Below are 17,804 nucleotides of genomic sequence, written 5' to 3'. Positions count from 1 at the left end.
GGGCGGGCGCGGAGGCCGGACCCTTGCACGGGGTCCGGGGGACGGTGCGGGCCGGGGGGGGCGGCGCGCCGGGCCGTCCCCTGACCCGGACGGCCCGGCCGCCGCACTCCCCGGCGAGGACGCCGCCCTGCCCGGCGGCGCCGCGCACGGGGACCCGGCCGACGAGGCCGGCGACCCAGAGTCCGTCGCCCGCGCCATCTGCCTGCGCGCGCTCACCGGGGCTGCCCGCACGCGGCAGCAGCTCGCCGACCTCCTCGAGCGGCGCGGGATCCCGGAGGAGGCGGCCACTGCCGTCCTCGACCGGTTCACCGAGGTCGGCCTGATCGACGACGCCGCCTTCGCCCGCGCCTGGGTCACCTCCCGCCAGGCCGGCCGCGGCCTCGCCCGCCGCGCCCTGCGCGCCGAGCTGCGCGCCAAGGGCGTCGACGGCGAGGAGGCCGAACAGGCCCTCGCCGAGGTCGACGACGACGACGAGCGGGCCGCCGCCCGCCACCTGGTCGAGCGGCGGCTGTCCTCGCTCCGCCGCGTCGACCGGCAGACCGCCACCCGGCGGCTCATCGGCATGCTCGCCCGCAAGGGCTACAGCGGCGGGCTGGCCGCCGGGGTGGTCCGCGAGGTGATGGACGAGACCGGCTTCGGCACCGAGGGCGCCGACGACGACGGCTGGGACGCCGACGACTGACCCGCCCCGCGAGGGGCGGCCCGTCCGCGGCGCCGGCCGGTCCACCGCGCAGGCCGACCGGGCCCGTCCGCCCTGCGCGGACGACACGCGGGGCGTCGGCCCCGGCGGGCCTAGCGTTCCGCCATGAGCGCCCTCGAGGTCGTGCCCGGCCTGCACCTGCTCCCGCTCGGTATCAGCAACGCCCACCTGTGGCGCCACGACGAGGGCGTCACGCTCGTCGACACCGGCCCGGCCGGCAGCGCGCCCGCCATCGCCGAGGCGCTCGACGACCTCGGCCTGCGCCGCGAGGACGTGCGCCGTGTCGTGCTCATCCACTTCCACGACGACCACGTCGGCTCCGCCGCCGCGGTGCGCGCGTGGGGCCGCGCGACGGTGGTCACCGGCGCGGCCGACGTCCCCGTCATCCGTCGCGACCGGCCCGGCCCCGAGCCGGTGCTCACGCCGGCCGAGCGCGACCTGCACGACCGGGTCTCCGCCGGTCTGCCGCGGGCGCCGGCCTGCCGGGCGGTCCCGCCGGTCGCCGACGGGGCCGGGCTCGGCGGCGGGCCGTCGCGGTGGCCGTCCCCGGGCACACGCCGGGCGGCATCGCGGTGCACGTGCCCGCGGCCGGCGTCCTGATCACCGGCGACACCGTCGCCGAGCACGAGGGCGGCCTGGTGCTGGCCCCTCCAACGCCGACCGGGCGCGCGCATGGGACTCGCTGCAGCGCCTGGCCGGGCTGGGGGCCGACGTCGTCTGCCCCGGCCACGGGCGTCCGGTCAGCGGGGGAGCGGCGGCGGTCCTGCGCGCGGCCACCGACCCCCTCGGCTGAGCGTTCCGGTCAGCCGGCGACCGGGATGCCCATCACCTGGGTCGGCAGCCCGGCACCGGGGGTCACGGCCGGCATGGCGACCGTGGGCAGCGTGGTCACCTGCGGCACGACCGGGGGGACCGCGGGGGCGGCAGCGGGGGACACGGGCTGCGGGAGCGCCGGCGCCGGGGCACCGGCAGGCGGCGTCCAGGCCGTCAGGTCGATCGCCAGGCCGTCGGGGGACTCGTCGTCGGCGACCAGGCCGGCGTCCTCCTCGGCCGGGGCGGCGGCCAGCCACGACGCGATCTGCTCCTCGAACGCCGGCCCGGGCCGCCGCGAGGGGCGGTCCACCGTGCCGACGAAGGTCAGGTCGCGCTCGCCGCCGTCGGCGGCCCGCAGCACGATCCGGCAGCGCGCCCGCCGGTGCCGCGCCGGCGGCACCACCTCGCGGACGACGGCGGACTCCGCGAGCGCCGCCTCGGCCAGGCGCGGCGCCGCGGCGCGGAGCCGGTTCACGAACTCCTGCGCGGCGTCGGCCTGCCCCTCGGGCACGCGCACCACGGACGGCAGCGGCGGCACGACGGGGCGGAGAGCGGTGTCCACGCTCCCTCTCTCGGCAGCCGGGCCCGGTGGGCGGACGACGCGCGGGGCACTCGCGGAGCACGGGGCGCGCGGGACGCCGCGTGACCGTCCGGTGACCGCCGCACCCGCCCCGTCCGGCCCGGCGGCCACCCGCGACGCGGAGGCCACCCGCGGCGCACGCGCCCCCGGCACGCCGGCGCCGGTCAGGGCGCCGCAGCCACCCCGCTGCCGCCGCCCATCTGCGCGTCGGCCGGCAGCTCGACCTGGCCGGTACCCGCCGTCTTGCGGTTGCGGCGGGTGCGCTTCTCCACGTACTTCGCCAGCTGCGAGAGCAGCACGTTGACGATGATGTAGATCAGCCCGGCCGCCACGTAGAGCTGGAACGTGTAGCGGTTTCCGAAGCTGAAGTTGAAGAACTCCACGAGGCTTCGCGCGGTCCGCAGCAGCTCCAGGTAGCTGACGATGAAGCCCAGCGAGGAGTCCTTGAGCAGGACGACCAGCTGCGCCACCAGGACCGGCAGCATCCGGCGGACCGCCTGCGGCAGCAGCACCAGGGTCATCACCTGGGTCTTGCGCATGCCCAGGGCGAAGGCGGCCTCGCGCTGTCCCCGGTCCACCGACAGGATGCCGGCCCGGAAGATCTCGGCCAGCACGGCCATGTTGTAGAGCGTCAGGCCGAGGACCAGCGCCCGGAAGGCGGTCATGGGGACGCCGACGGTCGGCAGGAACAGCAGGCAGAACAGGATGAGGATCAGCAGCGGCACGGCGCGGAACAACTCGATGACCACGCCCACCGGACCGCGCACCCAGGCGTGGTCGGAGAGGCGCCCGACGGCGAGCAGCGCGCCGAACAGCGTCGCGAGCACCATGCCCACCGCGGCCACGCTCAGCGTGTTGAGCAGCCCCTCACCGAGCGCCTGGGGCACCCCGGAGGCCGGGTCGAACAGCACCGCCCAGCGATCGGCCTCGAGCTGGCCGTTGGCGCCGAGGCGGTAGAGCGCCAGCCCGATCAGCGCCGCGATGAGCACGGCCCCGACGACGGTGCCGATGCGCTGCCGGCGGCGGGCGCGCGGGCCGGGGAGGTCGAACAGGACGTTGGTGCTCATCGGACGATCGCCACCCGGTTCTCGACCACCCGGATGAGCCAGGCGGAGGGCAGTGTGATGACCAGGTAGCCGGCGACGACGGCGGCGAAGACGGCCAGCAGCTGGTCGGCGTTGGCGTTGGCCAGCCGCTGCAGCGCCGCGGTCAGGTCGGTGACGGCGAAGCCGGCGGCGATCGACGTGTTCTTGGCCAGCGCGATCCACACGTTGCCCAGTGGCGGCACGACGGTGCGGAACGCCTGGGGCAGCACGATCTGGCGCAGCGACTGCCCGAAGGTCAGGCCCAGCGCGCGGGCGGCCTCCGCCTGTCCCGCCGGGACGGCGTTGATGCCCGAGCGCAACGCCTCGCAGACGAACGCCGCGGTGTAGAGCGACAGGGCGGCCACGGCGGTGATGAACCGGCTCGGGAACTGCAGGTCGATCTGGACGATGCCGAAGGCGAGGAAGAAGAACACCACCGTCAGCGGGGTGTTGCGGAACACCTCGACGTAGAAGGTGGCCAGGCCGCGCAGCGGCGCGATCGGGCTGACCCGCATGCCGGCCAGCACGGTGCCGAGCACCAGGGCGCACACGCCGCTGACCACCGCCAGCGAGAGCGTCGTCAGGAACGCGCTCCACAGCAGGTCGGCGTTGTCACTCAGGAACTGCATCGCGCCTCGTCGTCAGGGGAGGTCGTCAGGGGAGGTCGTCAGGGGAGGTCGTCAGGGGAGGTCGTCCGGGGATCCCGCGGGAGACCCCGGGCAGGAGCCGGTGCCGCCGGGCGGGGGAGCCCCGCCCGGCGGCACCGCGGTGCTCAGTAGCGGTCGACCGCCGGCGGCTCGGGGGCCTCCTCGCCGGTGATCGCACCGGCGGTGCGGTCCCAGGCGTCGGCCCAGCGACCGTCCTCGAAGGCCTCCTCGAGCACGTCGTTGACGAAGTTGCGGAAGTCGGTGTCGCCGAGCTCCATGCCGATGCCGTAGGGCTCCTCGGTGAAGGGGTTGCCCACGAGCTCGAACGCGCCGTCGCTGCCGGCGACCAGGCCGGTGAGGATGACGTTGTCGGTGGTGACCGCCTGGACGCCGCCGTTGCGCAGGTCGTCGGCGCACTTGGAGTAGACGTCGTAGGTCACGAGGTTGGCCTCGGGGTACTCGTCCCGGATCCGCTGCGCCGGGGTCGAGCCCTCGACGGAGCAGACGGTCTTGCCGGCCAGGTCCTCCGGGCCCTCGATGCCCTCGGGGTTGCCCTCGGCGACCATGATGTCCTGGCCGGCGATGTAGTACGGGCCGGCGAAGTCGACGACCTGCTTGCGGGCGTCGTTGATCGTGTAGGTGGCCACGACCATGTCGACCTGGCCGTTCTGGATGAACGGCTCGCGGTTGGCGGACACCGTCTCGGTCCAGGTGATCCCGTCCTCGGGGATGCCGAGCTCGGCGGCCACGATCTTGGCGATCTCCACGTCGAAGCCCTCGGGCGCGCCGGACTGCGGGTTGAGCAGGCCGAAGCCGGGCTGGTCGTACTTGGTGCCGATGGTGATCGCGCCGGCCTCGTTGAGCTCGGCCATCGTCGAGCCCGCGGGGAAGTCGACGTCCTCGGCGGCGGTCGGGGCGCTGGAGGCCGACTCCTCGGCCTGGGTGCCCGCCTCGCTGGAGCAGGCGGCGAGGGCGAGGCCGAGGGCGGCGAACGCCGCCACCTTCCGGCTGGTGCGCATGGGGGTGTCCTCCCGTGGGTTCTAGTGGTTGAGGATCTTGGAGAGGAAGTCCCGCGCCCGCTCCGAGCGCGGGTCGGAGAAGAACGTCTCGGGATCGGCGGCCTCGACGATCCGGCCGCCGTCCATGAACACGACGCGGTTGGCCGCGCGGCGGGCGAAGCCCATCTCGTGGGTGACGACGACCATCGTCATGCCCTCGCGGGCCAGCGTCGTCATGACGTCGAGGACCTCGTTGATCATCTCCGGGTCGAGTGCCGACGTCGGCTCGTCGAAGAGGATCACCTTGGGGTCCATCGCCAGCGCCCGGGCGATCGCCACCCGCTGCTGCTGCCCGCCGGACAGCTGCGCCGGGTACTTGTCGGCCTGGTGGCCGACGCCGACCCGGTCCAGCAGTTCCCGCGCCCGCTGCTCGGCCTGCGCCTTGGACTGCCGGCGCACCTTCGTCGGCGCGAGCGTGACGTTCTCGAGGATCGTCTTGTGCGCGAACAGGTTGAAGCTCTGGAACACCATCCCGACGTCGCTGCGCAGCCGGGCGAGCGCCTTGCCCTCCTCGGGCAGCTTCTCGCCGTCGATGCGGATCTCGCCCTGCTGGATGCTCTCGAGCCGGTTGATGGTCCGGCACAGCGTCGACTTGCCCGAGCCCGACGGGCCGATGACGACGACGACCTCGCCGCGGTCGATCGAGAGGTCGATGTCCTGCAGCACGTGCAGCTCACCGAACCACTTGTTGACGCCGGTCAGCTGGACGAGAGGTCCTCCGGCTAGCTGGCTGGTCACCAGGAGGACCCTAGGGCCGCGCGGGGACGCGGTGGTCCCGGGGCCGTCACGATCCAGTAACGGAGTCGGTGACGCCGCGTCACCGGGTCCGCGCCGTACCCTCGATGCCGCCATGGGAACCGAGGTCGACAGCCCGCAGCGCACCTACCGCGTGCGCACCTACGGGTGCCAGATGAACGTGCACGACTCAGAGCGCCTGTCCGGCCTGCTCGAGGCCGCGGGGTACGCCGCCGCGCCCGAGGGTGCCGACGCCGACGTCGTCGTGCTCAACACCTGCGCGGTGCGGGAGAACGCCGACAACCGCCTCTACGGCAACCTCGGCCACCTGCGCCCGGTCAAGGACGCGCACCCGGGCATGCAGATCGCCGTCGGCGGCTGCCTGGCGCAGAAGGACCGCGGCGAGATCGTGCGGCGGGCGCCGTGGGTCGACGTCGTCTTCGGCACCCACAACGTCGGGTCGCTGCCGGCGCTGCTGGAGCGCGCCCGGCACAACGCCGAGGCCCAGGTGGAGATCGCCGAGGCGCTCGAGGTGTTCCCGTCCACGCTGCCGGCGAAGCGGGACTCGGCCTACTCCGGCTGGGTGTCGATCAGCGTCGGGTGCAACAACACCTGCACCTTCTGCATCGTCCCCTCGCTGCGCGGCAAGGAGGAGGACCGCCGGCCCGGCGACATCCTGGCCGAGGTGCAGGCGCTGGTCGACCAGGGCGTGCTCGAGGTGACCCTGCTCGGCCAGAACGTCAACGCCTACGGCGTCGGCTTCCGCGACCGCGGCGCGTTCGCCGACCTGCTGCGCGCCACCGGCGCGATCGAGGGCCTGGAGCGGGTCCGCTTCACGAGCCCGCACCCGCGCGAGTTCACCGACGACGTCATCGAGGCCATGGCCGAGACGCCGGCCGTCTGCCACCAGCTGCACATGCCGCTGCAGAGCGGGTCCGACGACGTGCTGCGCCGGATGCGCCGCGGCTACCGGCAGGAGCGCTACCTCGGGATCATCGACCGCGTGCGCGCCGCGATGCCGGACGCCGCGATCACCACCGACGTCATCGTCGGGTTCCCCGGCGAGACCGAGGCCGACTTCGAGCAGACCCTCGAGGTGGTCCGGCAGGCGCGCTTCGCCAGCGCCTTCACCTTCCAGTACTCCAAGCGCCCCGGGACGCCGGCCGCCGAGATGGACGGCCAGCTGCCCAAGGAGGTCGTGCAGGAGCGCTACCTGCGGCTGACCGCGCTGCAGGACGAGATCAGCTGGGCGGAGAACCGGGCGCAGGTCGGACGCACGGTGGAGCTGCTGGCCGCGGCGGGGGAGGGCAGCAAGGACGCCCGGACCGGGCGGATGAGCGGCCGCGCCCGCGACGGGCGGCTCGTGCACTTCCGGGCGGGTGGGGACGACACAGCGAGCGGGGTGCGCCCGGGCGACGTCGTCGAGACCGTCGTGACGGCGGCCGCGCCGCACCACCTGGTCGCCGACGGCCCGCTGCTGTCGCACCGCCGCACCCGCGCCGGCGACGCGCACGAGGCCGGCACCCGGCCGACGACGCCCGGCGTCTCCCTGGGCATGCCGTCGATCGGCGTCCCCGCGCCGCTCCCGGCGACCGCCGGCTGCTGACCGGCACCCGGCGTCAGCCCGTGCGCCGTCCCAGGCAGACGTGGCCGGGGCGCGGGTCCCAGGGTGGGCAGTCGGTGGAGCCCGTCCGGCGGTGGAGCGGGATCGCCGCGGACCGCCACTCCCACGCGCTGAGCCGGAGTGTCCCGGTGCCGGCGTCCGCGCACCGCCGGACGGCGTCCCGGAGGGCCGGCTCGCCCAGCCCCCGGCCCCGCTGTGCCGGCTCGACCCGGAGCCGGTCGAGCTCGGCGGTCGCCCGGACCGGGCAGCCCTTCTCGCGCTCGGTCGTGAGGTGGTACGCCGTCAGCATCCGCCGGACGGCGGCGTGGTCGCCGTCGCCCGCCTCGCGCACACGGACCCCGGGGGCGTGCCCCGGCCCGGTCACCGCCGGGCGGCCTTCTCGGCCTCGGCCAGCCACTCGCGGCGGGTGGCCAGGTCGGCCTGCGCCTGCGAGATCCGCCGGGCGTCGCCGGACGCCTCGGCCTTGGCCAGCTGCTCCTCGGCCTTGGTCACGGCGGCGCGCATCGAGGTGACCATCGGGTTCTCCGGCGCGGTGCGCACGCGGCCGGCGTCGGCGGCGCCGCGCACCCGCTGCTCGACGGCCTGCATCCGGTCCTCCAGCGAGCGCATCGCGCCGCGCGGCACGTGGCCGATCGCGTCGTAGCGCTCCTGGATCCGCCGCAGCGCCGCCTGGGCGCCGCGCAGGTCGGTCGACGGGTCGAGCTTCTCGGCCTCGGCGAGCAGCTCCTCCTTGGCCTGCTGGTTGGCCAGCTGCTCGCTGTTGCGGGCCTTGTCCGACTCGGCGCGGGCGCTGAAGAAGACGTCCTGGGCGGCGCGGAACTGCTTCCACAGGTCGTCGTCGCCGTCGCGGCCGGTGCGCGGCACGGCCTTCCACCGGTCCATGAGCGAGCGCATGGCCGCGCTGGTCGGGCCCCAGTCGGTCGACGTCGCCAGCCGCTGGGCCTCGGCGATGAGCTCCTGCTTGGCGGCGCGGGCCTCACCGCGCTGCGCGTCGAGCGCGGCGAAGTGCGCGCCCCGGCGGCGGCCGAAGGCGTCGCGGGCCGCGGCGAACCGGGTCCACAGCGCCTCGTCGGTCTTGCGGTCGATGCCGCGGATGGTCTTCCACTCCTCGACGATCGCCTTGAGGCGGTCGCCGGCGGCCTTCCACGACGTCGACTCGGCGGCGATCTGCTCCGCCTCGGCGGCCAGCGCCTCCTTGCGGGCCACCTGCGCGGCGCGGGCGGCGGCCTTCTCGGCGCGGGATTCGGCGGCCGCGGAGTCGGCGGTCTCCACCATCGCCCGGGCGCGGGCGGCCAGCCCGTCGAGGTCGCCGACGGCGGTCGCGGTGGGGATGGTCTCGGCGAGCCCCTGCGCCTTGGTCTTGATCTCGGCCGGGTTGCCGGTGTGCGCCCGCAGCCGCGCCTCGAGCAGCGACACCTCGGTGGCGAGGTCGTCGTAGCGGCGGGCGAAGTGCGCCAGGCCCGCGGCGGGGTCGCCGGCCTGCCAGGAGCCGACCGCGCGCTCGCCGTCGGCGGTGCGCACGTAGACCGTCCCGTCGTCGTCCACCCGGCCCCACTGCGCGGGGTCGGAGGCGACGGCGACCGCCGGCTCCGGCGCGTGCGGCACCGGGGCGGCCTGCTCGGGCGCCTGCTCCGTGGCCGGCTCCGTGGCCTGCTCGGTGACCAGCCCGGGGGCCTGTCCCGTGGTCTGCTCCGTGCCCTCCGCGGGCGCGCCGTCGGCCGTCGGGTCGGCCAGCGCGGCCGCCTCCGGGGTGGGGGCGGCGGGCGTCCCCGCGTCGGGGGTGACCGCGTCGGGACCCGCCGTCTCGGGCGTGGGGACCTGCTGCGACCCGTCTCCGGGGTTCTCCGTGCTCGACACGCACCGCAGTGTCCCACGCCGCATCGGCGACACTCGTGCGGTGAGCAGCCCGCCCGCACCGACCGGTGACGCGACCGCCGCCGCGCCGGTGTCGGTCGCCTTCTGCCCGAGCCCGCCGCTGCTGCTCCCGCGGGTCGCCGGGCGCGCCGCCGCGGACACCGCGCCGCTGCGGGCCGCCTGCGCCGCGGCGGTCGACGCGCTGCTCGCCGCGGGGCCGGAGGTCGTCGTCCTCGTCGCCCCGGACGCCGAGGGCCGTTACGGGCCGGGGGACGGCGGGGACCTGCGCGGCTTCGGCGTCGACGTCGAGGTCCCGCTGTCCGGCGGCGCGCGGCCGGGCGGGCGCCGGACGCCGCCCGGCCTGACCGTCGGCGCCTGGCTGCTCGACGAGGCGGGCCACGCCGGGGCCCGGGTGGGCGCCGGCCCGCAGGAGCTCGCCGCCGTCCTCGCGGGGCTGCCCGGGCCGGCCGCCGTGCTGGCGATGGGCGACGGGTCGGCGCGGCGCAGCGTCAAGGCGCCCGGGCACCTCGACGAGGCCGCCGCCCCCTTCGACGCCGCCGTCGCCGCCGCGCTGGCCGCCGGGGACGCCGCCGCGCTGGCCGCGCTCGACCCGGCCGAGGGGCAGCGGCTGATGGCTGCCGGGGTGCCGGTGTGGCGGGCGGTCGGGGCGGTGCTCACCGGGCGGGACGTCGAGGCGCGGCTGCTGGCCGACGAGGCGCCGTTCGGCGTCGGCTACCTCGTGGCCTCCTGGACCGCCCGGTGACGTCGGGGGGGACGCTGCCGCCCGTGGTCGCGGTGGTGGGCCCCACGGCCACCGGCAAGACCGCGCTGGCGGTGGCGCTCGCCCAGCGGCTCGGCGGCGAGGTGGTCAACGCCGACTCGATGCAGCTCTACCGCGGCATGGACATCGGCACGGCCAAGCCCGACGCGGCCGAGCGGCAGGGCGTGCCGCACCACCTGCTCGACGTCTGGTCGGTGCGGCAGGCGGCGTCGGTGGCGGAGTACGCGCGGCTGGCGCGCGCGGAGGTCGACCGGCTGCGGGCGGCGGGCGTGCTGCCGCTGCTGGTCGGCGGGTCGGGCCTGTACGTGCGCGCCGTCCTCGACGACCTCGACATCCCCGGCACCGACCCGGCCGTGCGGGCCCGGCTGCAGGCCGAGCTGGAGGAGTCCGGGCCCGCCGCGCTGCACGCCCGGCTGGCGGCGGTCGACCCGGCCGCCGCGGCCGCGGTCCTGCCGTCGAACGGGCGTCGGGTCGTGCGCGCGCTGGAGGTGGTGGAGCTGACCGGCGGGCCGTTCCGCGCCACGCTGCCCGAGCCGCGGCCGCACTACCCGGCCGTCGTCGTCGGCCTGGACCGGGAGGTCGCCGAGCTCGACGAGCGGGTCGCCACCCGGGTGGACCGGATGTGGGCGGCCGGGTTCGTCGCCGAGGTGGAGGCGCTGGTGGCCGAGGGCCTGCGGGAGGGGCCCACCGCCTCCCGGGCGCTCGGCTACGCGCAGGTGCTCGCCCAGCTCGACGGCGACCTCACCCCCGACCAGGCGCGCGAGCGGACGGTGACGACCACCCGCCGCTTCGTCCGCCGGCAGCGCTCCTGGTTCCGCCGCGACCCGGCGACGACGTGGTTCGACGCCGCCCGGCCCGACCTCGCCGGCGCGGTCGAGGCCCTGCTCGCCGGCCGTACGATCGGGCGGTGAGCGACCGGTTCCTCCTCGGGCACGGCACCGAGAACGACTTCGTCGTCCTGCCCGACCCCGACGGGGACCGCTGGCCCGAGGACCGCCTCGACGCCGCCCTCGTGCAGCGGCTGTGCGAGCGCCGCGCCGGCCTCGGCGGCGACGGCGTCCTGCGGGTGGTGCGCAGCCGGCACGTGCCCGACGCCCCCGCCGTCCTCGGCGAGCACCTCGACGCGTGCGAGTGGTTCATGGACCACCGCAACGCCGACGGCTCGCACGCGGAGATGTGCGGCAACGGCATCCGGCTGTTCCTGCACGTGCTGGTCACCGAGGGCCTGCTCGACCGCGCCGCCTGCGCCGACGGCGTGCTCGTCGGCACCCGCGGCGGCCCGCGCCGCGTGGGTGCCGACGCGGACGGCGGCTACTGGGTCGACATGGGCCCGGCCCGGCCGTTCGGCCGCGGCGAGGCCACCGTCGCCGGGCGGGCGTTCCCCGGGCAGGCGGTGTCGATGGGCAACCCGCACCTGGTGTGCCTCACCGACGCCGACCTGGACACCCTCGACCTCACCGCGCAGCCCGGCTTCGACCCCGGCCTGTTCCCCGAGGGCGTCAACGTGGAGTTCGTGCAGGTGCTCGCGCGCCCCGCCGAGGGCGCCGACGCGCACGTGCGGCTGCGGGTGCACGAGCGCGGGGTGGGGGAGACCCGCTCCTGCGGCACCGGCGCCTGCGCCACGGCCTACGCGGCGCTGGCCGCCGGGTCGCCGGAGCCCGAGGGGCCGCAGCACGGCACGGTCGTCGTCGACGTCCCGGGCGGGCGGCTGACGGTCGACGTCTCCCCGGGGACGACGGTGCTGCGCGGTCCCGCGGTCGTCGTCGCCGAGGGCCGTCTCACCCGGGAGTGGCTGGACTCCTAGGGCTCGTCGGGGGTGTCGGCGCGGGTCTCGGGCTCGTCGGTCGGCGCCTCCGGCTTGTCGCCGGGGCCCACGTTGCCGGTCCCGCGGGGCTCCCCGCGGCCGGTGTCCTGGTCGGCGCCGCCGAAGGGGTTGCGCGGGACCTCGAGGCCGGCGGGGTCGCGGCCCGGGTCGTCGGTGCCCTCGCTGCTGCTGGTGCTCACGGGTGCCTCCTGGGGTCGGCGTCGTCGGCGTGGTCGTCCCGCCCCTACCCGGCTCCCGTCGGGATGCACCTGACCCGTTCCGGTGTTGTACCCGGCGTATGACGACTGCAGAGAAGACAACCCAGGTGACCACCGACCCCGCGCGTGTCACGCTGGACGTGATGACGACCGCACAGAACCGCGCCGTGCTCGCCGACGCGCAGGACCGGGCCGACCGCGCAGCCCCGCCGGCGGCCGACGACCTCCGCCCGGCCCCGGCCGGTCAGTGGGACGCCGACGGTGACGGCGACGACACCACCGGCTCCTACGACCTCGAGGCGCGTGGCGCGCTGCGCCGCGTCGCCGGCCTCTCCACCGAGCTCGCCGACGTCAGCGAGGTCGAGTACCGGCAGCTGCGCCTCGAGCGCGTCGTGCTCGTGGGCGTGTGGACCGAGGGCACCCAGGCCGACGCCGACCGCTCCCTGGCCGAGCTGGCCGCGCTCGCCGAGACGGCGGGCTCGGAGGTGCTCGAGGCCGTGAGCCAGCGGCGCGACAAGCCCGACGCCGGCACGTACGTGGGTTCGGGCAAGGCCGCCGAGATCCGCGACATCGTGGCCTCCACCGGCGCCGACACCGTGATCTGCGACGGCGAGCTGACCCCCGGCCAGCTCAACGCGCTGGAGAAGATCCTCAAGGTCAAGGTGGTCGACCGGACCGCGCTGATCCTCGACATCTTCGCCCAGCACGCCACCAGCCGGGAGGGCAAGGCCCAGGTCGAGCTGGCGCAGATGCAGTACATGCTGCCGCGCCTGCGCGGCTGGGGTGAGTCGCTGTCCCGGCAGGCCGGTGGCCGCGTCGCCGGCGGTGGCGGCATCGGTACCCGTGGTCCCGGTGAGACGAAGATCGAGACCGACCGGCGGCGGATCCGCGCGCGGGTGAGCAAGCTGCGCCGCGAGATCGCGGGCATGGCGACGGCCCGGGCGACCCAGCGCTCCGCGCGCGGCCGCAACGCCGTCCCGAGCGTGGCGATCGCCGGCTACACCAACGCCGGCAAGTCGAGCCTGCTCAACCGGCTGACCGGTGCGGGCGTGCTGGTGGAGAACGCGCTGTTCGCCACCCTCGACCCGACGGTGCGCCGCGCCCAGTCGCCCGACGGCCGCGAGTACACGCTGACCGACACCGTCGGGTTCGTGCGGCACCTGCCCCACCAGCTCGTCGACGCGTTCCGCTCGACGCTGGAGGAGGTGGCCGGCGCCGATCTGCTGCTGCACGTGGTCGACGGCTCGGACCCCGACCCGCTCGGCCAGATCGACGCGGTGCACGTGGTCCTGCAGGAGATCGACGCCGCCGCGGTGCCGGAGCTGATCGTCGTCAACAAGGTCGACGCCATGACCGAGGACGACGTGCTCACCCTGCGCCGGGCGCTGCCGGGCGCGGTGTGGGTCTCCGCCCGCACCGGCGAGGGCATCGAGCAGCTGCGCGAGATCGTGTCGGCGCGGCTGCCGCACCCCGACGTCGAGGTCGACGTGCTGGTGCCCTACGACCGCGGCGACCTGGTGGCCCGGGTGCACCGCGACGGCGAGGTGCTCAGCGAGGAGCACGAGGCGGCCGGCACCCGGCTGACCGCTCGCGTCGACGGCGGCCTGGCCGCCGCGCTCGAGCGGTTCGCCGTCCCCGTCGCCTGACCGCTCCCCCCGCTGCCCGCCCGGGTGGCCGGCTCCCGCCGGTCGCCCGGGCGGCTCGCCGTCCCCCGTTCGGGAGGTCACGGGCGGGTCACGGGCCGGTACCGTGACGTCGTGACCAGCGGCCGTGTCATGAGCGGCGCCGTGCGGGGCGGGACGCCGGCCGACGGCGACGCGCCGGCGCCGCCGCCCGCCGCGCGCGCGGGCCGGCCGCCGTGGTGGCTGCTGCTCGTCGCGTTCGCGGTGACCGTGGCGGTCACCGTCGACCTGCTCAGCCGCGGCGTCCTCGAGCGGCTGGACCTGCAGGTCTCCGAGGTCGTGAGCAGCTGGGACCTGCGGAACTCGCCCGCCTACTGGCCGGTCTGGGTGGTCACCCAGATCGGCGGGCGCGGCACCATCCTCATCGTCTTCGCCGGCCTGGTCGCCTGGCTGTGCCTGCGCGGGCGCACCCTGCTGCCCCTGGTCCGGGTGCTCACCGCCCTGGCGCTGCTCACCGTGGTGGTCTACGCCTTCAAGTTCGGCACCGGCCGGACCGCGCCTGCCTACCCCGGCTCCTTCTTCCACCGCGACGGCGCGAGCTACCCCTCCGGGCACGTGGCCAACGCCGTGCTCATGTGGGGTGTGGCGCGCTGGCAGGCGGCCGAGTACGGGCTGCCCGCGCGCGTGCAGCAGGTGCTGTGGTGGCTCGCGGTGGTCGGGCCGGTCGTCACCGGGGTGGCGATGGTGTCGCTGGACTTCCACTGGGTCACCGACGCGGTCGTCGGCGCGGCGGTCGGCCTCCTGCTGCTGGGCGTGGTGCACGCACTCGATGCGACCGTCCTGTCACGCTGGGCGAGTGCCCGAGCCGGCCGTCCCCCCGCCTAGCGCCGCCGCGCGTGCGGGACGGGCCTCGGCGGCCGTCCTCGCCCTGGCCCTGCTGCCCGCGCTGGGAGCCGCTCCGGCCGCCCGCGCGGAGGAGCCGGCGGCGCCGTCGGTGCGCTGCCAGGTGACCGACCCGCGGCTGGCCGAGCTGTCCGGGCTCGTCGACGTCGGCGAGCGGATGCTGGCCATCCCCGACGGCGGTGACCAGGTGACCGTCGCGGTGCTCGACGGCGGCTGCGCGGTCGTGGACGTGACCACCGCGCCGCTGGACCCCTACGACCCCGAGGACCTCGGCGTCGGCGCCGACGGCACCGTCTGGCTGGCCGACACCGGCGACAACAACGCCACCCGGGCGACCGTCGCGCTCATCGCGCTGCGCCCCGACGGCGGCACGGCGCTGTACCGGCTCACCTACCCGGACGGCCCGCACGACGCCGAGGCGCTGCTGGTCGCGCCCGACGGGACGCCGTACATCGTGACCAAGGAGGTACTGGGCGCCAGCCACGTCTACCGCCCCGCGGCACCGCTGGTCGACGGCGGCACGGTGGCGCTGGCCGACGTCGGCACGGTGACCTTCACCCTCACCGGCACGCCGGGCGGGCCGGTCGGGCGCGCGGGACAGCTGCTGGTGACCGGCGGCGCGGTGGCGCGCGACGGCAGCCGGATCGCCCTGCGCACGTACACCGACGCCTACGTCTGGCCGCTCGCCGGCTCCGACGTCCCCGCCGCGCTCGCCGCCGACCCGGTGCGCGTGGCGCTCCCGGACGCGCCGCAGGGTGAGGCGGTGTCCTTCACCGCCGACGGAAGCGCGCTGCTGGTCGCGGGGGAGGGCGTGCCCGGCGACGTCACGCTCGTGCCCGTCCCCGCGGCGACGGCCGCACCGGCGACGTCCGCGGCCACGGATGCCGGGCCGTCGGGCCTGCTCGACGGCGGCGAGGACGGCACGCCGCCGGTGGCCGCGGGACTGCTCGCCGCGGCGGTGGCCACGCTGCTGGTCTGGCTCGTCGGGCGGCTGCGCCGTCGGAGCGCGGCCGACCAGCCCTCCGCCTGACGCGCCCACGCCCCGCCGACCGCCCGGGGGAGGGCCGCCCGCACGTACCGGCCCGTCCCGGGGCCGGGCCCGCCCGCGCCGGCCCCGGGACCCGCCGTCAGACCCGGCGCAGGACGGTGACCACCCGGCCGAGGATGGTCGCCTCGTCGCCCGGGATGGGCTCGTACGCCGGGTTGTGCGGCAGCAGCCACACGTGCCCGTCGCGCCGCTTGTAGGTCTTCACCGTGGCCTCGCCGTCGAGCATCGCGGCCACGATCTCGCCGTTCTCCGCCGTCGGCTGCTGGCGCACGACGACCCAGTCGCCGTCGCAGATGGCCGCGTCGACCATCGAGTCACCGGCGACCTTGAGCATGAACAGCGTGCCGTCGCCGACGAGCTCCCGCGGCAGCGGGAACACGTCCTCGACCGCCTGCTCGGCCAGCACCGGGCCACCGGCGGCGATCCGGCCGACCAGCGGGACGTAGGTGGGTGCGGTGGTGCCGTCGGCGGCAGGGGGGGCGGCCGGGGTCGACTCCGCGCCGGCGTCGCCCGGCAGGCGGACGTCGAGCGCGCGGGGGCGGTTCGGGTCACGCCGCAGCCAGCCCTTCTTCTGCAGCACCGACAGCTGGTGGGCGACCGAGGACGCCGAGGACAGCCCGACCGCCTCGCCGATCTCCCGGACCGAGGGCGGGTAGCCGCGGCGCTCGATCGAGTCGCGGATGACCTCGAGGACCCGGCGCTGGCGCTGGGTGAGCCCGTCGCCGGCCTCGGCGCGGTCGGGGAAGGTGCGCACCGCGGCGGTGCCCGTGGCGGTGCCCGCGCCGTCGGCGTCCGCTCCCCGCCGGGCAGCCGGGCGGCGCGTCGTCGTGCCCCGCGCCGTCTCGCCGTCCGTGCGCCGGCCGGTCCCGCTCGTGCCCGCCACGTCTCCTCCTCGCCGGCCGCGTTCCACGACCTGTCTCCTGCCCGGTTCCCGCGCCGCCCGGGGAGCCGCCCGTGCTCCCGGGAGGACCGGGGGCCGGGCGGACGGGGGTCCCGCGGGGGACACCGGGCGGACGGGGTGCTGCTCGGACCGTAGCGCCTCGCGGCCGCCACTTCAAACGTGTGTTCGAAGCGGTCGCGGTGTCGTGTCGACCTCGTCGGGGGGATGCGGTAGACATCGCACAGACGTTCGAATCGAACGCGTGTTCGAGGTCGGTCGACGAGGAGGAGCGGGTCATGGGCGGCGTGCGGCAGGCAGTGCTCGAGTTCGACGCGGCGGTGCGGGTGCCGTGGCGGCCGCTCCTCGACGAGCGGGCGGCGGCGCCCGCCCCCCGCCGGGCCCCGGCCCGCCGGCCCGCCGCCGCGACCCCGGGGGAGGCCGCGGCCCTGCCGGGCTCCGGCCCCCGCGTCGCCGGGTACCTGCGCCCGGTGCCCGACCGGCCGGCCGCCGCGGCGCCGCGGGGCACCGGCCCCGCCGCCGGTCCGGCGGCCGAGGGGCCGCGCGCCCGGCGCGACCCGGCCCGGCCGGGGGGCCGCCCGATGCGGGCGGAGCGCGCCCGCGGGAGCGGCCGGCGACCCGGCGCCCCGGCGCCGGCACCGGTGCGGCTGACCCGTCGCGGGCGCCGGCTCGTCGCCGTGCTGGTGCTCGCCGCCGGGGTGGGCGGCGCGGTGCTGGGCCGGGAGGTCCTCGCGCCCGACGAGGGGCTGCAACTGGCCGCCGGTAGCAGCGTCGTGGTGGGGGAGGGGGACACCGTGTGGTCGATCGCCGCGGAGGTGGCCCGCGACGACCAGGACGTCCGCGCCGTCGTCGACGCGATCGAGGCGCTCAACGACCTCGAGGGCTCCGTCGTCGAGGTCGGCCAGGTCCTCCGGCTGCCCTGAGTCGGGCCCCAGGTCGGCGGAGGCCGCAGGAGTGCGGAGGTCGGAGAAGTGACGAGAGCTGCGGCGGGAGTTCGTCAACCATCGGCCCCCGGTCGCTCACCCGCCGAGGTCGGATCGGCACCTACGGTCAGGAGCGTGTCAGCAGCCGTGAACAGCAGGGCCGCGGTGTCCTTCGGGTCCCCGCAGGACGTCGAGGTGCTCGTCGAGGGCGCCTGGGTGCCGGGCGCGATGCTCGGCTGGCGGCACGACGCGTCCGGCGCGTGCGAGGCCTGGGTCCGGCTGCGGGCCGACGTGCCCGGCGTCGTCGAGGGCGCCGGCGCGTGGGTCGGCCTGGCCGACGTGCGGCTGCCCGAGCGCCACCTGGCCCTCGCCGCGGAGCCCGGGGGGGGGGGGGGGGGGGGGGGGGGGGGGGGGGGGGGGGGGGGGGGGGGGGGGGGGGGGGGGGGGGGGCCGGGCGCGCCGGGGGGGCGGGGGGGGGGGGCGGGGGGGGGGGGGGGCTGGGGCGGGGCGC

The 17,804-nt window shown here is 76.8% G+C and carries 18 protein-coding genes and 2 pseudogenes; 11 read left to right on the top strand and 9 right to left on the bottom strand.

Going from position 1 to position 17,804, the window contains the following annotated elements:
- The 3 genes and pseudogenes from ACI79X_RS22675 to ACI79X_RS22665 all read left to right on the top strand — a co-directional run.
- A partial coding sequence (locus ACI79X_RS22675; RefSeq protein ID WP_457027680.1) for a regulatory protein RecX occupies positions 1-682 on the top strand: 682 nt, incomplete at its 5' end.
- A gap of 123 nt (positions 683-805) precedes the next feature.
- Positions 806-1,156 (top strand): annotated as a pseudogene (locus tag ACI79X_RS22670) (MBL fold metallo-hydrolase); the annotation flags it as partial.
- Positions 1,039-1,290: pseudogene (locus ACI79X_RS22665) on the top strand (hypothetical protein); the annotation flags it as partial. The pseudogenes ACI79X_RS22670 and ACI79X_RS22665, both read left to right, overlap by 118 nt.
- 212 nt (positions 1,291-1,502) lie before the next feature.
- Here the strand turns inward: ACI79X_RS22665 and ACI79X_RS22660 are convergent.
- The 5 genes from ACI79X_RS22660 to ACI79X_RS22640 form a co-directional block, all read right to left on the bottom strand.
- Positions 1,503-2,075: a hypothetical protein gene (locus tag ACI79X_RS22660; protein WP_457027679.1), complete on the bottom strand. Its 573-nt coding sequence runs from the start codon at positions 2,073-2,075 to the stop codon at positions 1,503-1,505.
- A 182-nt stretch (positions 2,076-2,257) separates the two neighbouring features.
- A complete protein-coding gene (locus ACI79X_RS22655) occupies positions 2,258-3,160 on the bottom strand; it encodes an amino acid ABC transporter permease (protein ID WP_457027678.1) in 903 nt (300 codons plus the stop codon).
- A complete protein-coding gene (locus tag ACI79X_RS22650; protein ID WP_457027677.1) occupies positions 3,157-3,807 on the bottom strand; it encodes an amino acid ABC transporter permease in 651 nt (216 codons plus the stop codon). Before ACI79X_RS22650 ends, ACI79X_RS22655 begins: the two co-directional genes overlap by 4 nt.
- A 143-nt stretch (positions 3,808-3,950) precedes the next feature.
- The gene (locus ACI79X_RS22645; RefSeq protein ID WP_457027676.1) at positions 3,951-4,844 is read right to left on the bottom strand and encodes a glutamate ABC transporter substrate-binding protein; all 894 of its coding nucleotides are present in this window, start codon (positions 4,842-4,844) and stop codon (positions 3,951-3,953) included.
- 21 nt (positions 4,845-4,865) lie between these two features.
- Positions 4,866-5,621, bottom strand: coding sequence for an amino acid ABC transporter ATP-binding protein (locus ACI79X_RS22640; protein WP_457027675.1), 756 nt, complete (start codon positions 5,619-5,621; stop codon positions 4,866-4,868).
- Positions 5,622-5,733: 112 nt separating this feature from the next.
- On the opposite strand from ACI79X_RS22640, the gene miaB reads away from it, so the two are divergent.
- The gene (gene miaB / locus ACI79X_RS22635; protein WP_457027674.1) at positions 5,734-7,224 is read left to right on the top strand and encodes a tRNA (N6-isopentenyl adenosine(37)-C2)-methylthiotransferase MiaB; all 1,491 of its coding nucleotides are present in this window, start codon (positions 5,734-5,736) and stop codon (positions 7,222-7,224) included.
- 13 nt (positions 7,225-7,237) lie between these two features.
- Here miaB and ACI79X_RS22630 read toward each other — a convergent pair whose 3' ends face one another.
- Positions 7,238-7,531, bottom strand: a complete 294-nt coding sequence (locus ACI79X_RS22630; protein WP_457027681.1) for a GNAT family N-acetyltransferase — start codon at positions 7,529-7,531, stop codon at positions 7,238-7,240.
- 71 nt (positions 7,532-7,602) lie between these two features.
- Positions 7,603-9,099: a DUF349 domain-containing protein gene (locus ACI79X_RS22625; RefSeq protein ID WP_457027673.1), complete on the bottom strand. Its 1,497-nt coding sequence runs from the start codon at positions 9,097-9,099 to the stop codon at positions 7,603-7,605.
- A 40-nt stretch (positions 9,100-9,139) separates the two neighbouring features.
- Between ACI79X_RS22625 and ACI79X_RS22620 the strand changes: the two genes are divergently transcribed.
- From ACI79X_RS22620 to dapF, 3 genes are read left to right on the top strand one after another with little or no spacing between them, the layout of a single operon-like run.
- Positions 9,140-9,859, top strand: a complete 720-nt coding sequence (locus tag ACI79X_RS22620) for a hypothetical protein (protein ID WP_457027672.1) — start codon at positions 9,140-9,142, stop codon at positions 9,857-9,859.
- A gap of 23 nt (positions 9,860-9,882) precedes the next feature.
- Positions 9,883-10,788, top strand: a complete 906-nt coding sequence (gene miaA, locus ACI79X_RS22615) for a tRNA (adenosine(37)-N6)-dimethylallyltransferase MiaA (RefSeq protein WP_457027671.1) — start codon at positions 9,883-9,885, stop codon at positions 10,786-10,788.
- A complete protein-coding gene (dapF, locus tag ACI79X_RS22610) occupies positions 10,785-11,681 on the top strand; it encodes a diaminopimelate epimerase (RefSeq protein ID WP_457027670.1) in 897 nt (298 codons plus the stop codon). The genes miaA and dapF overlap by 4 nt, the downstream gene beginning before the upstream one ends.
- Here dapF and ACI79X_RS22605 read toward each other — a convergent pair.
- The gene (locus ACI79X_RS22605) at positions 11,678-11,881 is read right to left on the bottom strand and encodes a hypothetical protein (RefSeq protein WP_457027669.1); all 204 of its coding nucleotides are present in this window, start codon (positions 11,879-11,881) and stop codon (positions 11,678-11,680) included. The two genes, dapF and ACI79X_RS22605, sit on opposite strands and share 4 nt — an antisense overlap.
- 161 nt (positions 11,882-12,042) lie before the next feature.
- Here ACI79X_RS22605 and hflX point away from each other — a divergent pair, with 161 nt between their 5' ends.
- The 3 genes from hflX (at position 12,043) to ACI79X_RS22590 (ending at position 15,454) form a co-directional block, all read left to right on the top strand.
- A complete protein-coding gene (gene hflX, locus ACI79X_RS22600; protein WP_457027668.1) occupies positions 12,043-13,545 on the top strand; it encodes a GTPase HflX in 1,503 nt (500 codons plus the stop codon).
- Positions 13,546-13,656: 111 nt separating this feature from the next.
- On the top strand, positions 13,657-14,406 hold the full coding sequence (locus ACI79X_RS22595; protein WP_457027667.1) for a phosphatase PAP2 family protein: 750 nt from the start codon (positions 13,657-13,659) through the stop codon (positions 14,404-14,406).
- Positions 14,378-15,454 carry a hypothetical protein gene (locus ACI79X_RS22590; protein WP_457027666.1) on the top strand — a complete coding sequence of 359 codons (1,077 nt, stop codon included), beginning with the start codon at positions 14,378-14,380 and terminating at the stop codon, positions 15,452-15,454. Before ACI79X_RS22595 ends, ACI79X_RS22590 begins: the two co-directional genes overlap by 29 nt.
- Positions 15,455-15,551: 97 nt before the next feature.
- On the opposite strand, the gene lexA is transcribed toward ACI79X_RS22590, so the two are convergent.
- Entirely contained in the window at positions 15,552-16,355 is an 804-nt protein-coding gene (gene lexA / locus ACI79X_RS22585) for a transcriptional repressor LexA (protein WP_457027665.1), read from the bottom strand.
- A gap of 293 nt (positions 16,356-16,648) precedes the next feature.
- On the opposite strand from lexA, the gene ACI79X_RS22580 reads away from it, so the two are divergent.
- Positions 16,649-17,293: a LysM peptidoglycan-binding domain-containing protein gene (locus tag ACI79X_RS22580; protein WP_457027664.1), complete on the top strand. Its 645-nt coding sequence runs from the start codon at positions 16,649-16,651 to the stop codon at positions 17,291-17,293.
- The last annotated feature ends 511 nt before the right edge of the window (positions 17,294-17,804 follow it).

The organism is Geodermatophilus sp. SYSU D01119 (assembly GCF_054049975.1).
This window is presented reverse-complemented; position numbering and strand designations above follow the sequence as displayed.

What these genes read in the sequence shown, in the direction of transcription:
- ACI79X_RS22655 (WP_457027678.1), bottom strand. Translation starts at nt 3,160, where the DNA reads ATGAGCACCAACGTCCTGTTCGACCTCCCCGGCCCGCGCGCCCGCCGC.
- ACI79X_RS22650 (WP_457027677.1), bottom strand. Translation starts at nt 3,807, where the DNA reads ATGCAGTTCCTGAGTGACAACGCCGACCTGCTGTGGAGCGCGTTCCTG.
- ACI79X_RS22645 (WP_457027676.1), bottom strand. Translation starts at nt 4,844, where the DNA reads ATGCGCACCAGCCGGAAGGTGGCGGCGTTCGCCGCCCTCGGCCTCGCC.
- miaB (WP_457027674.1), top strand. Translation starts at nt 5,734, where the DNA reads ATGGGAACCGAGGTCGACAGCCCGCAGCGCACCTACCGCGTGCGCACC.
- ACI79X_RS22630 (WP_457027681.1), bottom strand. Translation starts at nt 7,531, where the DNA reads ATGCTGACGGCGTACCACCTCACGACCGAGCGCGAGAAGGGCTGCCCG.
- hflX (WP_457027668.1), top strand. Translation starts at nt 12,043, where the DNA reads ATGACGACCGCACAGAACCGCGCCGTGCTCGCCGACGCGCAGGACCGG.
- ACI79X_RS22580 (WP_457027664.1), top strand. Translation starts at nt 16,649, where the DNA reads ATGGGCGGCGTGCGGCAGGCAGTGCTCGAGTTCGACGCGGCGGTGCGG.